Origin of the sequence: Blastochloris sulfoviridis (genome assembly GCF_008630065.1) — a bacterium.
In the GTDB taxonomy this organism is placed as follows: Bacteria; Pseudomonadota; Alphaproteobacteria; order Rhizobiales; family Xanthobacteraceae; genus Blastochloris; species Blastochloris sulfoviridis.
Map to the genome: position 1 here is coordinate 21821 of NZ_VWPL01000003.1, position 17520 is coordinate 39340.

Here is a 17520-nt window from a genome sequence, read left to right on the forward strand (position 1 = left end):
TAAATGAGGGCACCGTACGCAAAGGAGAATGGCGATGGATGCGATCGGCCTTCAGGACTTGATCGTCGGTCTCGTAGGTGTGGGTGTCGGCGGAGGGCTGCTCTACCACGCCCAGGCCCACGCCCGGCGCGTGGAGGAGCTGCGCAAGAAGGCGGAAGAGCTCGGCCACGTCGAAGAGGAGAAGCCGGCCTATATCTGGACGGCGGGCAAGACGGCGATGATGCTGCGCCCGACCGGCCTCGCCTTCGTGACATTTCTCGGCATGGTCGGCGCCATCGCCCTGATTTCCGGGGCGATCGGCATCTTCACCTTCATCGGCCTCCTGGTGGCGCTCACCGGCTATGGCATCTGGCTGGTCACGCACATCGACCACCGGGTGTCGGCGGTTCCCAACAAGCCGCCGGCCGCGCCAGCCGTGACCGAGCCGGCCGCCGAGGCCGTCGAACCGGCGCCCGCCGCCGCGACCCCCGCGCCCGGCGCGGCCTGACCGGGGACTGGGCGGCCGGCTCGGCCGGCTCGGCCGCCCCTCACCCGGATCGCTGACGCGATCCGACCTCTCCCCGTGAAGAACGGGGAGAGGTTAGGGAGGTGACGCACTCTTCACCTCTCCCCGCTTGCGGGGAGAGAGCCTGCCCTCGGGCTCCGACCCCGAGAGTCGCGAGCACCGCGAGCGGGTGAGGGGGCGTTTGCGGCGGCGGCGCACCCGACTCCGGCAGATGCATCATGTCCGGCTGCCCACCACCGGTTTCGGCAAATCCACATTGGGCAGATCCACCTGCGGCAGTTCCACCTTGGGCAGGAACCGGTGGCCGTCGGTGGCGAGATAGTCGCGCAGGGCGCGCGCCGCCGGCATCAGCCGCTTGGCCTGCGGCCGCACCACGAACCATTTGCGCCACAGCGGCACCCCGTCCACCGGCAACGACACCAGCCGCCCGTCGGCCAGTTCGGTCGCCACCGTGTGGCCGGAGATCACCGCGAGCCCGAGCCCGGCCATCACCGCCTGCTTGATGGTCTCGTTGGAGCCGATCTCCATGCCGATGCGCGGGCTGACATGCGCCTCGCGGAAATACTGCTCCATCAGCGTGCGCGTCCCCGAGCCCGCCTCGCGGGTCAGCATCGGATAGGGCACGAGATCGGCAGGCTTGAGGGATCCGCGGCCGACCAGCGGATGGTCGGGCGCCGCCACGATCAAATGCGGGTGCTCGCCGATCAGCGCGCTCTCCACCGCCATGTGCTCGGGCGGGCGGCCCATGACGGTGACGTCGAGCGCGCCATCCTCGAACTTGGCGACGATCTCGCCACGATTGCCGATCACCAGCTCGGTCTCGACGCCCGGATGCTGCCTGGCGAACGCCGCCAGCGCGAACGGCGCGAAATACTTGGCGGTCGACACCACGCCGAGCACCACCCGGCCGCCCTCCAGCGACTTCAACGCCTTCACCGCCGAATCGCAGTCGGACATGGCGATGTCGATGCGCCGGGCGCAGGCGGCAAGCTCCTCGCCGGCGGCGGTGAGGTGCAGGCCGCGCGTATCGCGCTCGAACAGCGGCAGCCCGACCTCGGCCTCCAGGTTCTTCATCTGCATGGTCACCGCCGGGGCGGTGACGCCGCAGGCCTCGGCCGCCGCGGCGAAGCTGCCGGTGCGGGCGGCGGCGGAAAGCAGGCGAAGCTGTTTCAGCGTGACGTGGCGCATATTCAGCAGAACTTAACACAGCAATCAGCGAATTCAAATTTACTAACGTCCGGGCATGCCCTTAGATGCGCCCCATCGCGAGGGAACACCACATGCCGCAAGACACCGCCACACCCGCCGCCATCAAGGACGCCAAGAGCCGCTACAAGGCCGGCGTGCTCAAATACGCCCAGATGGGCTATTGGGACGGCGACTACGTGCCCAAGGACACCGACCTTCTGGCCCTGTTCCGCGTCACGCCGCAGGATGGCGTCGACCCGATCGAGGCCGGCGCCGCCGTTGCCGGCGAGAGCTCCACCGCGACGTGGACCGTCGTGTGGACCGACCGCCTGACCGCCTGCGACACCTACCGGGCCAAGTGCTACAAGGTCGAGCCGGTGCCCAGCACCCCCGGCCAGTACTTCGTCTATGTCGCCTACGATCTCGTGCTGTTCGAGGAAGGCTCGATCGCCAACCTCACCGCCTCGATCATCGGCAACGTCTTCTCGTTCAAGCCGATCAAGGCGGCCCGCCTCGAGGACATGCGCCTGCCGGTCGCCTACGTGAAGACCTTCAAGGGTCCGCCGACCGGCATCGTCGTCGAGCGCGAGCGTCTCGACAAGTTCGGCCGGCCGCTGCTCGGCGCCACCACCAAGCCGAAGCTCGGCCTGTCGGGCAAGAACTACGGCCGCGTGGTCTATGAGGCGCTCAAGGGCGGGCTCGACTTCGTCAAAGACGACGAGAACATCAATTCGCAGCCCTTCATGCACTGGCGCGACCGCTTCCTCTACTGCATGGAGGCGGTGAACAAGGCCCAGGCCGCCACCGGCGAGGTGAAGGGGCACTATCTCAACATCACCGCCGGCACCATGGAGGAGATGTACCGGCGCGCCGAGTTCGCCAAGGATCTGGGCTCGGTGATCGTGATGGTCGACCTCGTGGTCGGCTGGACCGCGATCCAGTCGATCGCCGAGTGGGCCCGCGCCAACGACATGATCGTCCACATGCACCGCGCCGGCCACGGCACCTACACCCGCCAGAAGAACCACGGCGTGTCGTTCCGCGTCATCGCCAAGTGGCTGCGGCTGGCCGGCGTCGACCACCTGCACGCCGGCACCGCGGTCGGCAAGCTGGAGGGTGACCCCAAGATGGTGCAGGGCTATTATAAGGTGTGCCGCGAGCGGAAGAGCGAAGTCGATCTCGAACGCGGCCTGTTCTTCGAGCAGGACTGGGCCGACATCCGCCCGGTGATGCCGGTGGCCTCCGGCGGCATCCATGCGGGCCAGATGCACCAGCTCCTCGACTTGTTCGGCGACGACGTGGTGATGCAGTTCGGCGGCGGCACCATCGGCCACCCGATGGGCATTGAGGCCGGCGCCACCGCCAACCGCGTCGCGCTGGAGACCATGGTGCTGGCCCGCAACGAGGGCCGCGACATCCGCACCGAGGGCCCCGAGATCCTGGCCGAGGCCGCCCGCTGGTGCCAGCCGCTGCGTGCCGCCCTCGACACCTGGGGCGAGATCACCTTCGACTACACCTCGACCGACACGTCGGACTTCGTGCCGACCGTCAGCGCCGCCTGAGGACAGGAGACAGACAATGCGGATCACTCAAGGCGCGTATTCGTTCCTGCCCGATCTGACCGACGACCAGATCAGGAAGCAGATCGCCTATTGCCTCGACAAGGGCTGGGCGGTGTCGATCGAGTTCACCGACGATCCCCACCCCCGCAACACCTATTGGGAGATGTGGGGCAACCCGATGTTCGACCTCGTCGACCCGGTCGGGGTGATGGGCGACCTGGCGGCGTGCCGCGCCGCCAATCCCGACCACTACATCCGCTTGAACGCCTTCGATTCCAGCCGCGGCTGGGAGGCGGTGCGGCTGTCCTTCATCGTCCAGCGGCCCAAGGTCGAGCCGACCTTCCGCCTGGAGCGCACCGAGATCGAGGGCCGCACCCAGCGCTACACGCTGGTGACGGTGCGCTGATGATCCACCGGCCGCGGCCCCTCCCCGCCCGCGGCCGGTGAGACCACGACCGAGACGCTCCCGGCCAGATGCCGTCAAGGACGCGCCATCCGGCCGGAAGCGGCGTCAAGGCGCCCGGGCACGCGCCTGGACAGAGGGCCCGCGCAGGCCATGCGGACCCCGCGCCCGCAGCGAGCGCATTCTCCGCAGAAGCGGGAACCGGTTTTGCGAAAGAGACTGTGCCAATTCAATTGCCTAGAGCGTCCGCCCGGGTGATCCGGATCTGTGGACGCTCTAGCGCAATCCGGCCCGCTCGGCCCGATTGCGTATCCAGAGCCGGAGAATCCGATGAACGTGCCCGCGACCCCGACGCCGACGGACGCCGCCCCCGCGGTCGATCTCAAGGCGATGTACCGCGACACCGACATCGGCTCGCTGCTCGCCGATCTCGACCGCGAGCTGGTGGGGCTGAAGCCGGTCAAGGACCGCATCCGCGAGATCGCCGCCTACCTGCTGGTGGCCCGCGCCCGCGAGAAGCTCGGCCTCGCCTCGGCGCCGCCGACCTTGCACATGGCGTTTACCGGCAACCCCGGCACCGGCAAGACCACGGTGGCGCTGCGCATGGCGGGTATCCTGCATCGCCTGGGCTATGTGCGCAAAGGTCACCTCGTCACCGTGACGCGTGACGACTTGGTCGGCCAGTATATCGGCCACACCGCGCCCAAGACCAAGGAAGTTCTCAAGCGCGCCATGGGTGGCGTGCTGTTCATCGACGAGGCTTATTACCTCTACCGGCCGGAGAACGAGAAGGACTACGGCCAGGAGGCCATCGAGATCCTGCTGCAGGTGATGGAGAACCAGCGCGACGACCTCGTGGTGATCCTCGCCGGCTATGCCGACCGCATGGACACCTTCTTCTCGGCCAATCCGGGCTTCCGCTCGCGCATCGCCCACCACATCGATTTTCCGGACTATAGTGACGAGGAACTGCTGCGCATCGCCGAGACCATGGCCGCGGCCGATGGCTACCGCTTCGACGACGCCGCCAAGGTGGCGCTGGTCGACTACATCGCCAAGCGACGGGCCCAGCCGAACTTCGCCAATGCCCGCTCGATCCGCAACGCCTTCGACCGGGCGCGGTTGCGCCAGGCGGTGCGCCTGTTCGACACCGACGCGCCGATCGGGCGCGACGATCTGATGACCCTATCGGCCGCCGAGATTCTGGCGAGCCGCGTAATGAAATGACAAGAACAAGGCCTACAGGCTGGGGAGACCGGGGGACCGCCAATGACACACGCGCCACAAGCCAGACCGCTGCTTGAGGATTATCTCGACGCCTGGGCCGGCACCGACCCGTCGCGCAAGGCGGTGGCCGACACCGTCGTCGCGCTGGCCCGCGCCACGATCGAGATCTCGTCGCTGATCGCCTTCGGCCCGCTGGCCGGCGAACTGGGGGCGGCGCGCATCGACAAGGGCGGCGGCGACGCCCAGAAGGAACTCGACGTCATCGCCGACCAGCTCATCCTGCGCCACCTCAAGGACGCGCCTGTGGCGGCGATGGCCTCCGAGGAGGCCGACGAGCCGGTGGCGCTCGCCGCGGGGCAGCCGCTGATCGTCGCGGTCGATCCGCTCGACGGCTCGTCCAACATCGACACCAACACCGCGATCGGCACCATCTTCTCGGTCCTGCCGGCACCGGCCGGCATCGACCCGGCCTCGGCCGACGCCTTCCTGCAGCGCGGCCGCGCCCAGCTCGCCTCCGGCTATGTCATCTTCGGCCCCAACACCTCGCTGGTGCTGACGGTCGGCACCGGCACCCAGCTCTTCGTGCTCCACCCCGAAAGCCGGCGCTTCACGCTGGTCACCGAGCGCGTCGCGGTGCCGCCCGATGCCCGCGAGTTCGCCATCAACATGTCGAACTACCGGCACTGGGACGAGCCCATCCGGCTCTATATCGACGACCTGCTGAAGGGCCAGGAGGGGCCGCGCGACGTCGACTACAACATGCGCTGGGTGGCCTCGATGGTGGCCGAGGCCCACCGCATCCTGATCCGCGGCGGCGTCTATCTCTACCCGTCCGACGCGCGCCGGGGCTACACCGCCGGCCGCCTGCGCCTGATCTATGAGGGCAACCCGATCGCCTTCCTGATGGAGCAGGCGGGCGGTGCCGCCTCCAACGGCGCCGAGCCGATTCTCGACCTCGTGCCGACCGCGCTGCATCAGCGCGTCCCCCTGGTGTTCGGCTCCAGCGAGAAGGTCGACCGGGTCGCCCGCTACGTGGCAGCCCCCGAATCGATCGCCGAACGATCGCCGCTCTTCGCCAAGCGCGGCCTGTTCCGGCCCTGACCGACCGTTGGCGCCGGCCGGCGGCGCGCCGGCGGCCACCGCAATCCGAACACCCGACACGATCGCGAGAAAGCCATGTCCCGCAAGCACCCGATCATTGCCGTGACCGGTTCATCCGGCGCCGGCACCACCTCCGTGAAGCGCACCTTCGAGCAGATCTTCCGCCGCGAGGGCGTCACCGCCGCCTTCGTCGAGGGCGACTCCTTCCACCGCTACGACCGCTACGAGATGCGCGAGCGCATGGCGGAGGAAGGCAAGAAGGGCAACAAGAACTTCAGCCACTTCTCGCCCGAGACCAACCTGCTCAAGGAGCTGGAGGATCTGTTCGCCGAATACGGCCGCTCCGGCAGCGGCCGCGTCCGCCGCTACGTCCACGACGCCGAGGAGCAGCAGCTCTACGGCGCCGAGCCCGGCCGGTTCACCCCGTGGGAGGACATCCAGGGCAGCACCGACCTGCTGTTCTATGAGGGCCTGCACGGCGCCGTGGTGACCGAGGGCATCAATGTCGCCCAGCACGTCGACCTCAAGATCGGCGTGGTGCCGGTGATCAATCTGGAATGGATCCAGAAGCTGCACCGCGACAAGGCCACCCGCGGCTACACGACCGACAACGTCACCGAGACCATCCTGCGCCGCATGCCGGACTACGTGCACTACATCTGCCCGCAGTTCACCGAGACCGACATCAACTTCCAGCGCGCGCCGACCGTCGACACCTCCAACCCGTTCGTCGCCCGCTGGATTCCCACCGCCGACGAATCGATCGTGGTGATCCGCTTCAAGAGCCCGCGCGGCATCGACTTCCCCTATCTCCTGTCGATGATCGACGGCAGCTGGATGAGCCGGGCGAACTCGATCGTCATTCCCGGCGGCAGGCTGGACATCGCCATGCAGCTCATCCTGACGCCGATGATCCTGAAACTGATCGAATTGAAGCGCCGGTCGCAGTGAGCCAGGAGGCTAGAGTCATGAACCAGATCCAGAAGATCACCGCCGACGCCAGCCTCTCCTGGCCGGTCACCGCCGCGCTGCGGGCGCTCGCCATCGACGCGGTCGAGGCCGCCAAGTCCGGCCACCCCGGCGCCCCCATGGGCATGGCCGAGATGGCCGCCGTGCTGTGGCGCCAGCACCTGCGCCACGACCCGGCCGATCCGAAATGGCCGGACCGCGACCGCTTCGTGCTGTCGAACGGCCACGCCTCGATGCTGGTCTACGCGCTGCTGCACCTCACCGGCTACGACCTGCCGATGAGCGAGATCAAGCGCTTCCGCCAGCTCCATTCCAAGACCGCCGGCCATCCCGAGGTCGGGGTGACGGTGGGCGTCGAGACCACCACCGGCCCGCTCGGCCAGGGCTTCGCCAATGCCGTGGGCATGGCGATCGCCGAGAAGACGCTGGCCGCCCAGTTCAACCGCCCCGGCCACACCATCGTCGACCACCGCACCTTCGTCTTCCTCGGCGACGGCTGCCTGATGGAAGGCATCAGCCACGAGGCCGCCTCGCTGGCGGGGCGCCTCAAGCTCGGCAAGCTGGTCGCGCTCTATGACGACAACGGCATCTCGATCGACGGCAAGGTCGAGGAATGGTTCGCTGACGACACGCCGGCCCGCTTCGAGGCCTATGGCTGGAACGTGGTCCGCAATGTCGACGGCCACCACCCCGGCGCCATCGACGCGGCGATCAGCGCCTCGCTTCAAACGGGCAAGCCCAGCCTGATCTGCTGCAAGACGGTGATCGGCCGCGGCGCCCCCACCAAGCAGGGCACCGAGAACTCGCACGGCGCGCCGCTCGGCCCCGAGGAGGCGGCCCAGGCGAAGGCGGCATTCGGCTGGAGCCACCCGCCCTTCGAGGTGCCGGCCGATGTCTATGCGATGTGGGACCAGCGCGCCCGCGGCGCGGGCCTCCACGCCGACTGGACCGCCCGCTTCGAGGCCTACCGCCAGGCCTTCCCGGAGCTTGCCGCCGAGTTCGAGCGGCGGGTGGCCGGCGACCTGCCCAAGAGCTTCACGGAGGCCGCCGCGCGCGCCGTCACTGAAGCAAAGGCCGCCGGCAATGTCGCCAGCCGAAAGGCCGGCCAGGTCGTGCTCTCCGCCTTCGCCCCCGACTTCCCCGAGCTGCTCGGCGGCTCGGCCGACCTCACCCACTCCAATTTGACCAATTTCAAGGGCACGCTGCCCATCACCCGCGACGAGGCCGGCAACACCATCCTGTTCGGGGTGCGCGAATTCGGCATGAGCGCGATCGCCAACGGCATCGCCTTGCATGGCGGCTTCATCCCGTTCGTCGCCACCTTCCTGGTGTTCTCGGACTATGCCAGGAACGCCATCCGCATGAGCGCGCTGATGGGCCAGCGGGTGGTCTATGTCTTCACCCATGATTCGATCGCGCTGGGCGAGGACGGCCCGACCCACCAGCCGGTCGAGCATGTCGAGAGCCTGCGGCTGATCCCCAATCTCGACGTCTGGCGGCCGGCCGATGCGGTCGAGACCGCCTATGCCTGGCGCGCGGCGCTGGCCCGCCGCGACGGGCCGACCGCCATCATCCTGTCGCGCCAGACCCTGCCCGCCCAGCCGCGCGACGCGGCGACGGAAACCGCCATCGCCAATGGCGGCTACGTGCTGTCGGAGCCGGCGACCGCGCCCGCCGCGGTGCTGGTGGCCACCGGCTCGGAGGTGGCGCTGGCCGTGGCGGCGCGCGACCTGCTGGCGGCCGCGAACGTTCCGGTGCGCGTGGTGTCGATTCCCTGCCGCGAGGCGTTCGAGCGCCTCGCCCCGGCCGACCAGGCCAAGGTGATCGACCGCGCCGTTCCGCACGTGGCGGTCGAGGCCGGGGCGACCCGCGGCTGGCGGGCTTTGGTCGGCTTTGCCGGCGAGGTGGTCGGGCTCGACCGCTTCGGCGAATCCGGCCCGGAAAAGGATCTCCTGGCCCATTTCGGCTTCACGCCGCAGCGCGTCGCCGATACCGTGAAAACCGTATTGTCCCGCTGACCTCCGCCTGGAGGCGGTCCAACACTCTTCAGGAGATCCGCGCCTATGGCTCTCGTTTCGCTGCGCCAGCTGCTCGACCACGCCGCCGAGCACGACTATGGCCTGCCGGCCTTCAACGTCAACAATCTGGAGCAGGTCCGCGCCATCATGGAGGGCGCCCGCGCCGTCCAGGCGCCGGTGATTCTCCAGGCCTCGGCCGGCGCCCGCAAATATGCCGGCGAGCACTTCCTGCGCCACCTCATCACCGCCGCGGTCGAGTCCTATCCGGAAATCCCGATCGTCATGCACCAGGACCACGGCGCCTCGCCGGCGGTGTGCGTCTCGGCCATCCGCAACGGCTTCACCTCGGTGATGATGGACGGCTCGCTGCGCGAGGACGGCAAGACCCCGGCCGACCACGCCTACAACGCCGAGGTCACCCGCAAGGTGGTCGAGATCTCCCACTCGATCGGCGTCTCGGTGGAGGGCGAACTCGGCGTGCTCGGCTCGCTTGAGACCATGAAGGGCGACAAGGAGGACGGCCACGGCGCCGAGGGCACCATGACCCGCGAGCAGCTCCTGACCGACCCCGAGGAAGCCGCCCGCTTCGTCGCCGAGACCCAGGTCGACGCGCTGGCCATCGCCATCGGCACTTCGCACGGCGCCTACAAGTTCAGCCGCAAGCCGACCGGCGACATCCTAGCCATCGACCGCATCAAGGAGATCCACGCCCGCATCCCCAACACCCACCTGGTGATGCACGGCTCCTCCTCGGTGCCGCAGGAGCTCTTGGCCGAGATCCGCGAATTCGGCGGCGACATGAAGGAGACCTACGGCGTCCCGGTCGAGGAGATCGTCGAGGGCATCAAGCACGGCGTGCGCAAGGTGAACATCGACACCGATATCCGCCTCGCCATGACCGCCGCCATCCGCCGCGTGCTCGGCACCAAGAAGGGCGAGTTCGACCCGCGCAAATATCTCGAGGTCGCCCAGAACGCGGCCAAGGACGTCGTCATCGCCCGGCTCGAAGCCTTCGGCTGCGCCGGCCAAGCGCCCAAGATCAAGCCGGTCGAGCTCGACGTGATGGCGCAGCGCTACAAGAAGGGCGAGCTGACCCAGGTGGTGACCAGCGGAAAGGCCGCTGCATGAGCATCGTGATCGCGCCGTCGATCCTGTCGGCCGATTTCGCCCGGCTCGGCGAGGAGGTGCATGCCGTCCTCGCCGGCGGTGCCGACTGGATCCATTTCGACGTGATGGACGGCCACTACGTGCCGAACCTGACCATCGGCCCGCCGGTGCTGGCCTCGCTGCGCAAGGTGACGACGGCGCCGATCGACGTGCATCTGATGGTCGAGCCGGTCGACCTGCTGGTCGAGATGTTCGCCGCCGCCGGCGCCAATCTCATCAGCTTCCACCCGGAGGCCAGCCGCCACGTCGACCGCACCATCGAGCTGATCCGCTCGAAGGGCTGCCAGGCCGGGCTGGTGCTCAATCCGGCGACGCCGCTGTCGGTGCTCGACTGGGTTCTGCCCAAGCTCGACCTGGTGCTGCTGATGACCGTCAACCCCGGCTTCGGCGGACAGGCCTTCATCGAGGCCATGATTCCCAAGGTCGCCGCCACCCGCCGGCTGATCGACGAGTCGGGCCGCGATATCCGGCTTGAGATCGACGGCGGCGTCTCGGCCAAGAATATCGGCCGCATCGCCAAGGCCGGCGCCGATACGTTCGTGGCCGGCAGCGCCATTTTCGGCTCAGGCGATTACGCCGCCACCATCAAGGCGATGCGCGACGAGGTCGCCGCCGCCTTCCAGGTCGCCGCCGAATAGGGACCAGACCAACGGCCGCCAGCGCGGACCGTCGGTTCCGATCGGGGATTTTCGCGAAATCTCCGATGTCCCGAAAGAAAAAGCCGCGAGAGTCAACGGCCCCACGCGTCCGCGCTTGGGGCCGTTGGTATCGGGCGGGCGCCCGGCCTGATCCGGCCGAAGCCGAAACGCGCCTGCGAAAAGCCCTGCGAAAAGAGGCCCCGGCGATGCGGTCGCCGGGGCTTTTCCATGGTCACGGTCCGGACCGGCGCTCAGTGCCCGCCGCCGGCCTCACGCCGCAGCGGCTCGGCCGGGCGGGCGGCGCAGTCGGCGAACGCCGCCTGCAGCCGGGTGCCGTCCAACGCATAGCCCACCGCCACCACCCGCGGCTGATGCCGCGGCGTCCCGCCGGCCGGTAGATCGACCGGCGACATGCCCTCGAGGTCGAACCGGATCCAGCGCGCGCCGGCCCGCACGATGCCGTCGACGCTCTCGACTCGGCCGTAGCTGCCGTTGCCGATGGCCTCGAGCAGCGCCTGCAGCCGCGCAGGATCGCACTCGACCTCCAGCGGGATGCTCCAGGCGCGCAGATTCGGCATCGACCCGTCGTCCGGGCGGTCGTGGCTCGCCTCCTTGACGATCGGGCAGCCTTCGCACAGCGCCGGCCAAGCGTGCGGCTCGGCGCGCAAATTCTCATGCGTGCGCAGCCCCCACCGCCACAGCGCCGCCACCGGCAACGGCACCACCAGGAACCAGTGCTCGATCACCGCCAGACCGGACAACGTCGACAGCAAGGAATACGCCGCCGCCGGGAACGGCGCCGAGGTCACCGCATTGTGCACCAGATAGGTCGTGAACAGGGTCGACGCCGTCACCGTGAACGGAAACAGCATGTTCATCGGCCGGCGAACGAAATAGCTCTTCAGATATTCCAGGTGGCTCGGCAGGAATTCTTCCGAAAGATTGGGCACGCCGAGGAAGATGTTGAACTTGGTCGACAACCGCATGAGCCACAGCACGAAGAACGTCACCGTGCCGACCTGGTTGGGCGCGCCCCAGGTGACGGCCACCACCACCGCCGCCGAGGCCAGGATCGCCAGCTCATGGTGCAGGATGGTCTTGGTGGCGAGCGCGAAGCGCGCCCAGCCGGTCACCCCGGGGGGGCACGGCACCCGCACCGGCCCGGTGGCATAGCCCATCAGGAACGCCATCTCGTTCCAGGCCCACACCATCAGCCCGCAACTAAAGCCGGCATAGGCGCCGAACGGCGTCTCCTCGTGCGAGGTCGCCCACACGCCGTGCAGCGCGCCGACCAGCAGAACGGTGGCGCCGGCCATGCTCCATTTGAAGGTCCAGCGCGGCAGCCCGTCCAGAAACAGGATGATGCCCGTGCTGAACCACCACAGAAAGAGGGCGTAGAGCACGGCGACGCCGTATTCGGCCATCGATGCCTCCCCTATTGGGAGGGAATTGGACGAACCCGTGCAGGCGGCGGATGCGGCCCGCCGGACGGAGCGAACCCCGCCGCAGGTGCCGCATCGCCGGTCGCGGTCGCCCGGCCCGCCCCCGCAAGGGGGCTGGTCCGGCGATTGCGGCTCGTCTCGAACGTGAGGATCGGCAGGCTCCCGGGTGAGCGCCCGCAGCCCGCCGACAATGTGCCGATCATTGCGGCGGTTCTCCGGGCTTGGCCTGCTGCGACTTCAGCAGGCGACCCATCGCCGCAATATTGGTCGGTCCGAACGCATTGATCACCAACTCCCTACCGGTCGCCTGGTCCGTCAGGGTGAGCCGGCCGTTCGCGTACAGCGACAGCCGGTAGGGCGCACCGGAGGTTTCGTCGGCGTTCATCCGCCGGTCATGGCTGAGCGCCCGCACCATTCCGCGGATGAAGCCGTCGGAATTGCCCTCCAGCCGCACGATCTGCTCGCCGGACTGGGCGTCGAAGATCGAGATGTTGCCTTCGCGGCTACTGACGAACCGCAGATCGCGGCTCTCGACCAGCGTCGCCTGCGCCGACGAGGTGGCAGCATCCTTGCCGGTAAGCGTGTCTCGAATGCCACCGAAATGCGGGCCGAACACCAGGACGATGCCACCCAGCACCACCAGGGCAAGCCAGATTTTGGAGGCGCGCGAAAGTCTGTAGGGCTTTGAGCCGGACAAGACACGTACTCCTGTGGCTCAGCTTGTGGCCGCGGTGAGCGGCGCAGCCTGCCCGGCCGCGGTCGTGCCGACCGCCTCCGAACCAGAGTCCGCCTCGTTGGCCGCAGCCTCCCCGGTCGCGCCATTCGCTGCCTCGGCCGCCCGGATTGCGGTATCGGCCGCGATCGCGTTGGCGAGAATCTCGGACACCTTTCGCGCATCCGGCACGCACCGCATCATCGGCTCCGGCCGCTCGAAGCGCCAGGGCCGGACGTGGGGCCACAGCACCAGATAGCCGAGACGCTTTCCGCTGCCCTCGACGAGCGAGAGCGGGATGTCGCCGGTTCCGTCGGGATAGGTCTTGAGCGCGGCGTGATTGATCGACGAGAACGGCAGGTTGAACGTCATCTCCAGGACGACGCCGAACTGCAGCACCACCCGCTTGTTGGTGATCGTGTAGACGCTCGTCCCGCAGATCCAGCGCGCGCCGACGAGAATGATGCCGACCACGCCCGCCCCGGCAGTGATCAGCCACGTCACGCCGGCCGTGATCTCCGGCAGCGTCTCCTCCGCGCTGATCCCGTTGGCGAGCCGCCACAGCACCAGCAGCAGGAAATAGATGGCAACCTTACGCACATGGAGGGCAGTGATGGCGAAACGCCACCACCGCGGTTCTCCCTGCCACAGCATGTCTTCGCCTGCCGGGAGTGGTCCCGGCAGGCCTTTGACATAGGGCTGGAACTCGTCGTCGTGATGGCTCACAGCAACGGTTCCGCACGTTCCGGCGTCGCGTAGAGCAGGCCGCCGGCATAGTAGGCCGACACCTTGTCCTCTTCGCGGAGCGTGATCTGGTCACGGCTCTGCAGACGCGGCACGTTGGCGAACTGGCTGGCGAGGATCGCCTGCACCTTGACGCCGTCCTTGGTGATGCTGGCAAAGCCGAGCGGCATCAGGGCGGTGCGAGCGCTGCCGGCCACCGAGATTTCGAGATAGCGGAAGTAGTACTCCGAGCGGTCGACCCACAGGTCGGTGACGGTGCCGGCTTCGATGCCGTCGGCGCCGAACACGGGCAGGCCGCGCGGGTCGAGGTCGCCCTCGGCGATGAAGAACTCAGGCGCAGCGCGCAGCGGGACGATCTTGGCCTTGCCTTCGAAGGTCGAGTCGACCACTTCCGAGCGCTCCGCCCACGACGCGGGGCCGACGCCGTCGACCATCGGGTTGCCGGTGGGCGCCAGCGGCGCGCCTTCGAAGCCGTCGGTCTGCGCCAGCTTCAGCTCGCGGGTCTCCATGTGGCGGTTCGGGTTCGGCGCCTGGACGGTGCCGCCATGATAGAGGGTGAAGGTCTTGGGATAGGGCAGCTCGCCCGACTGAACGTCCGGCGACGGCAGCTTGACGAGTCCGAGCGGCTCCACCAGCGGATAGCCTTCGCGCCGGTCTTCGCGGCGCAGGTAGAACAGGATCACCGTCCAGATCACGAGCCAGTGCCCGTACCACGCAAGTTGCGCGATATCTAGATGGTTTGCGAGAGCGCCGTAATACATAAGAACCTCCGTGGGCAGGTAACGTCTAGCCGGGGAATTCGGCGAGACCAAATGAGGAATCCCGACGAGAACGGTGCTGGCCGTGGGGTCTTACCAGCGGGCCGATCGCGACGAGCGCGGCGAACAGCATGAGCACTTCGAGGAGATAGACGAACTCATAACCGGCGAGCGGGCTGTTCATCGCCGGGCCGAGCAGCCCGAGGGAAGCGAACTCGGAGATTACGTCACGCAGCGTGCCGCCGAGTGCGATCGCCCCACCGGCGGCGGTGGCCTGAACCGCGCCCCAGGCCCCGAGCGCGAGCCCATTCTGCTCGGCATCGAGACCCATGGCATAGGTCAAGGTGCCCACTGCGAACAGACCGCCCCCGAAACCGATCAGCGCGACGCCGATACGGAACAGAAGCGGCATGCCCAGCGGGCCGGCGAGAATGACGGCAGAGAACGCCGCCAGTCCTATCAGCACGCCATTGGCGGCGAGCCGACACGGATCAGTACCGCGACCGAGCAGACGGGCGGAGAGCCCGAAGGCGACGAGCGAACCCGCCGCCATCAGCGCGGTCAGCGCGGTGGTTGCCGAAACCGACAGGCCGAGAATCTCGCCGCCATACGGCTCCAGCACGATATCCTGCATATTGAAGGCCGCCGTGCCCAACCCGAGCGCGACCAGGAAGCGGGCGGCCTGATTCTGCTTGATGAACTTGCCCCACACCAAGCCGAACGGCGGCTCGACGATGTTGGCACGGTCGCGGCTGCGCGCCTCCTGGCGCCACAGCGCGACGAAATTCAGCACCAGCGTCACCAAAGCGAGCCCCTGGATCACCTGGATCAGCCGGAAGATGCTGAAGTCCTGCAGCAGCAGGCCATAGCCGAACGCCCCGGCCACCATGCCGACCAGCAGCATGACGTACATCAGCGACACGACGCGCGGCCGGGTCTCCTCCGTCGCCACGTCGGTGGCCAGCGCCAGACCCGCGGTCTGCACCGTCTGCATGCCGGCGCCGACCGCCAGGAAGGCCAGCGCCCCGCCGACATGGCCGACCCAGATCGGCCCGACCGCGTCGCCGGACATGATCATCAGCGCCCACGGCATGAAGGCCAGGCCGCCGAACTGCAGCAGCGTGCCAAACCAGATGTAGGGCACCCGCTTCCAGCCCAGCGCCGAGCGGTGGTAGTCCGACTTGAAGCCGATGAGGGCGCGGAACGGCGCCACCAGCAGCGGAATCGCGATCATCGTGGCAACCAGCCACGCGCCCATGCCGAGCTCGACGATCATCACCCGGTTGAGCGTGCCGACCAGCATCGCCGTCGCCATGCCGACGGTGACCTGGAACAACGACAGGCGGAACAGCCGGCCGAGCGGCAGGTCCTTCGACGCCGCGTCGGCGAACGGCATGAAGTCCGTCGCGAACTTGTTCCAAAACTGGACGGAGGGTGTCTCGTTGCTCATGACCGGACAAACTCCAGAGCTTCGGAAATGTAGAAGCCACGGGTCACCCGATGCAAGCGGCCCGGACGCCAGCCGGCGAGCGCGGGCTCGGCGGCGATCAGCGCCGTCAGGCTTTTTGCCGCCACCGGCACGATCGCCGGGGCGCGGTCGCTGCGCGGGAAGACGCGGCCGACGGCATGCATCAGCGTCAGGAGCGGCGTGCGCGGAGCGATGGTGAAGAGAATCGAGCGCGCGGTGCGCGGCGCGATGCCGGCCAGCACCCGCACGATATCGGACGGCTCGTAATGGATGAGTGAATCCATCGCCACCACGTGGTCGAACGACCCGAGGCCGGGATCGAGCATGTCGCCGACCCGGAACTCGATGCGCCCGGCGCCGGCGCCGGAACCAGGGGCGAGATCGGCCGGCAGGCGCTCGGCGGCGAGCCCCACCAGCGTCGGCGACAGGTCGATCGCCACCACGTCGGCGCCGCGCCGCGCCGCTTCCACCGACAGCGCGCCGGTGCCGCAGCCGGCGTCCAGCATCCGCACGCCGGCGAGGTCGGCCGGCAGCCACGACAACAGCGTGCGGCGCATCTCGTCACGCCCGGCCCGGACCGTGGCGCGGATGCCGCTCACCGGCGCATCGGACGTCAGCCTGGACCACGCATCGACCGCCGTGCGGTCGAAGTAGGTCTCAAGCTCACCCCGGCGCTCCTGGTAGGACGCAGTCGTCATCAATCGAATCCCAAGAGGTCGAAAATTTCGCGGTCCTTGAGCGGTTTCACCACCAGCGGCTCGACCCCGGCATAGAGGGTCTCGGCGAGCTGAAGATACTCCTTCTGCACCGCGAGCACATCCGGCGTCGGCTCCATTTCGAACAATGTTGCCTTCTTTAGTCGGCTCAGGCGGATCACGTCGAGAGCCGGAATGTGGGCGCGGGTCTTGAGTCCCACAGCTTCGTTGAATTTGTCGATCTGATCGGTCTGGGCGCTGCGGTTGGCGATCACGCCGCCCAGCCGGACCGGATAATTCTTCGATTTCGCCTGAATCGCCGCGACGATTCGGTTCATGGCGAAGATCGAATCGAAGTCGTTGGCGGCGACGATCAGCGCCCGCTCGGAGTGCTGCAGCGGTGTCGCGAAACCGCCGCACACCACGTCGCCCAGCACGTCGAAGATCACCACATCGGTATCTTCGAGTAGGTGATGCTCCTTAAGGAGCTTCACCGTCTGGCCGACCACGTATCCGCCGCAGCCGGTGCCGGCCGGCGGGCCGCCCGCCTCCACGCACATCACACCATTATAGCCCTCGAACACATAGTCCTCGGGCCGCAACTCCTCGGAGTGGTAGTCCACGCCCTCAAGGATATCGATCACCGTCGGCACCAGCCGCTTGGTGAGCGTGAAGGTCGAATCGTGCTTGGGGTCGCAGCCGATCTGCAGCACGCGCTTGCCGAGCTTGGAGAAGGCGACCGACAAATTGGAGGAGGTGGTCGACTTGCCGATGCCGCCCTTGCCGTAGATCGAGAAGATCTTCGCGGTGCCGAGGTTGAGGCGCTGATCCATATGGACCTGCACGCTGCCCTCGCCGTCCGGCCGCCGGGAACCGCTGTCGAGAAGGGTAATGGGTTTCACCAGTGTCTCCCTGCGCTGCCG

General features: G+C 68.0%; 17 protein-coding genes. 9 read left to right on the plus strand and 8 right to left on the minus strand.

The window, feature by feature from the left end:
• The first annotated feature begins 34 nt into the window (after nt 1–34).
• On the plus strand, nt 35–487 hold the full coding sequence (locus tag F1193_RS02160; RefSeq protein WP_150096037.1) for a hypothetical protein: 453 nt from the start codon (nt 35–37) through the stop codon (nt 485–487).
• A 234-nt stretch (nt 488–721) separates the two neighbouring features.
• Here the strand turns inward: F1193_RS02160 and F1193_RS02165 are convergent, their stop codons facing one another.
• Complete coding sequence (locus tag F1193_RS02165; protein WP_150096038.1) at nt 722–1693, minus strand: LysR family transcriptional regulator; 972 nt, start codon at nt 1691–1693, stop codon at nt 722–724.
• Nucleotides 1694–1785: 92 nt separating this feature from the next.
• Here F1193_RS02165 and F1193_RS02170 point away from each other — a divergent pair, with 92 nt between their 5' ends.
• From F1193_RS02170 to rpe, 8 genes are all read left to right on the plus strand, one after another.
• Nucleotides 1786–3255 (plus strand): form I ribulose bisphosphate carboxylase large subunit, encoded by a 1470-nt coding sequence (locus F1193_RS02170; protein ID WP_150096039.1) that lies wholly within the window; start codon nt 1786–1788, stop codon nt 3253–3255.
• A gap of 16 nt (nt 3256–3271) precedes the next feature.
• A complete protein-coding gene (locus tag F1193_RS02175; protein WP_150096040.1) occupies nt 3272–3661 on the plus strand; it encodes a ribulose bisphosphate carboxylase small subunit in 390 nt (129 codons plus the stop codon).
• Nucleotides 3662–3988: 327 nt separating this feature from the next.
• A complete protein-coding gene (gene cbbX / locus F1193_RS02180) occupies nt 3989–4885 on the plus strand; it encodes a CbbX protein (RefSeq protein WP_150096041.1) in 897 nt (298 codons plus the stop codon).
• Nucleotides 4886–4927: 42 nt separating this feature from the next.
• A complete protein-coding gene (locus F1193_RS02185) occupies nt 4928–5986 on the plus strand; it encodes a class 1 fructose-bisphosphatase (protein ID WP_150096042.1) in 1059 nt (352 codons plus the stop codon).
• Nucleotides 5987–6061: 75 nt separating this feature from the next.
• Nucleotides 6062–6937: a phosphoribulokinase gene (locus F1193_RS02190; RefSeq protein ID WP_150096043.1), complete on the plus strand. Its 876-nt coding sequence runs from the start codon at nt 6062–6064 to the stop codon at nt 6935–6937.
• A gap of 17 nt (nt 6938–6954) precedes the next feature.
• A complete protein-coding gene (gene tkt / locus F1193_RS02195; RefSeq protein WP_150096044.1) occupies nt 6955–8973 on the plus strand; it encodes a transketolase in 2019 nt (672 codons plus the stop codon).
• Nucleotides 8974–9018: 45 nt separating this feature from the next.
• Nucleotides 9019–10101 (plus strand): class II fructose-bisphosphate aldolase, encoded by a 1083-nt coding sequence (gene fba, locus F1193_RS02200; RefSeq protein WP_150096045.1) that lies wholly within the window; start codon nt 9019–9021, stop codon nt 10099–10101.
• Nucleotides 10098–10778: a ribulose-phosphate 3-epimerase gene (gene rpe / locus F1193_RS02205; RefSeq protein ID WP_150096046.1), complete on the plus strand. Its 681-nt coding sequence runs from the start codon at nt 10098–10100 to the stop codon at nt 10776–10778. The genes fba and rpe overlap by 4 nt, the downstream gene beginning before the upstream one ends.
• A 251-nt stretch (nt 10779–11029) precedes the next feature.
• Here the strand turns inward: rpe and puhE are convergent, their stop codons facing one another.
• From puhE to bchL, 7 genes are all read right to left on the minus strand, one after another.
• Nucleotides 11030–12202, minus strand: a complete 1173-nt coding sequence (puhE, locus tag F1193_RS02210) for a putative photosynthetic complex assembly protein PuhE (protein WP_150096047.1) — start codon at nt 12200–12202, stop codon at nt 11030–11032.
• Between the two features lie 217 nt (nt 12203–12419).
• On the minus strand, nt 12420–12917 hold the full coding sequence (gene puhC, locus F1193_RS02215; protein ID WP_150096048.1) for a photosynthetic complex assembly protein PuhC: 498 nt from the start codon (nt 12915–12917) through the stop codon (nt 12420–12422).
• 18 nt (nt 12918–12935) lie between these two features.
• Complete coding sequence (gene puhB, locus F1193_RS02220) at nt 12936–13658, minus strand: photosynthetic complex putative assembly protein PuhB (protein ID WP_150096049.1); 723 nt, start codon at nt 13656–13658, stop codon at nt 12936–12938.
• Nucleotides 13655–14437 carry a photosynthetic reaction center subunit H gene (gene puhA, locus F1193_RS02225; RefSeq protein ID WP_150096050.1) on the minus strand — a complete coding sequence of 261 codons (783 nt, stop codon included), beginning with the start codon at nt 14435–14437 and terminating at the stop codon, nt 13655–13657. The genes puhB and puhA overlap by 4 nt, the downstream gene beginning before the upstream one ends.
• Nucleotides 14438–14462: 25 nt before the next feature.
• Nucleotides 14463–15884: a BCD family MFS transporter gene (locus tag F1193_RS02230; RefSeq protein ID WP_150096051.1), complete on the minus strand. Its 1422-nt coding sequence runs from the start codon at nt 15882–15884 to the stop codon at nt 14463–14465.
• Nucleotides 15881–16600, minus strand: coding sequence for a magnesium protoporphyrin IX methyltransferase (bchM, locus tag F1193_RS02235; RefSeq protein WP_150096052.1), 720 nt, complete (start codon nt 16598–16600; stop codon nt 15881–15883). Before bchM ends, F1193_RS02230 begins: the two co-directional genes overlap by 4 nt.
• Nucleotides 16600–17499, minus strand: a complete 900-nt coding sequence (gene bchL / locus F1193_RS02240; RefSeq protein ID WP_246164072.1) for a ferredoxin:protochlorophyllide reductase (ATP-dependent) iron-sulfur ATP-binding protein — start codon at nt 17497–17499, stop codon at nt 16600–16602. Before bchL ends, bchM begins: the two co-directional genes overlap by 1 nt.
• Between the last annotated feature and the right edge of the window lie 21 nt (nt 17500–17520).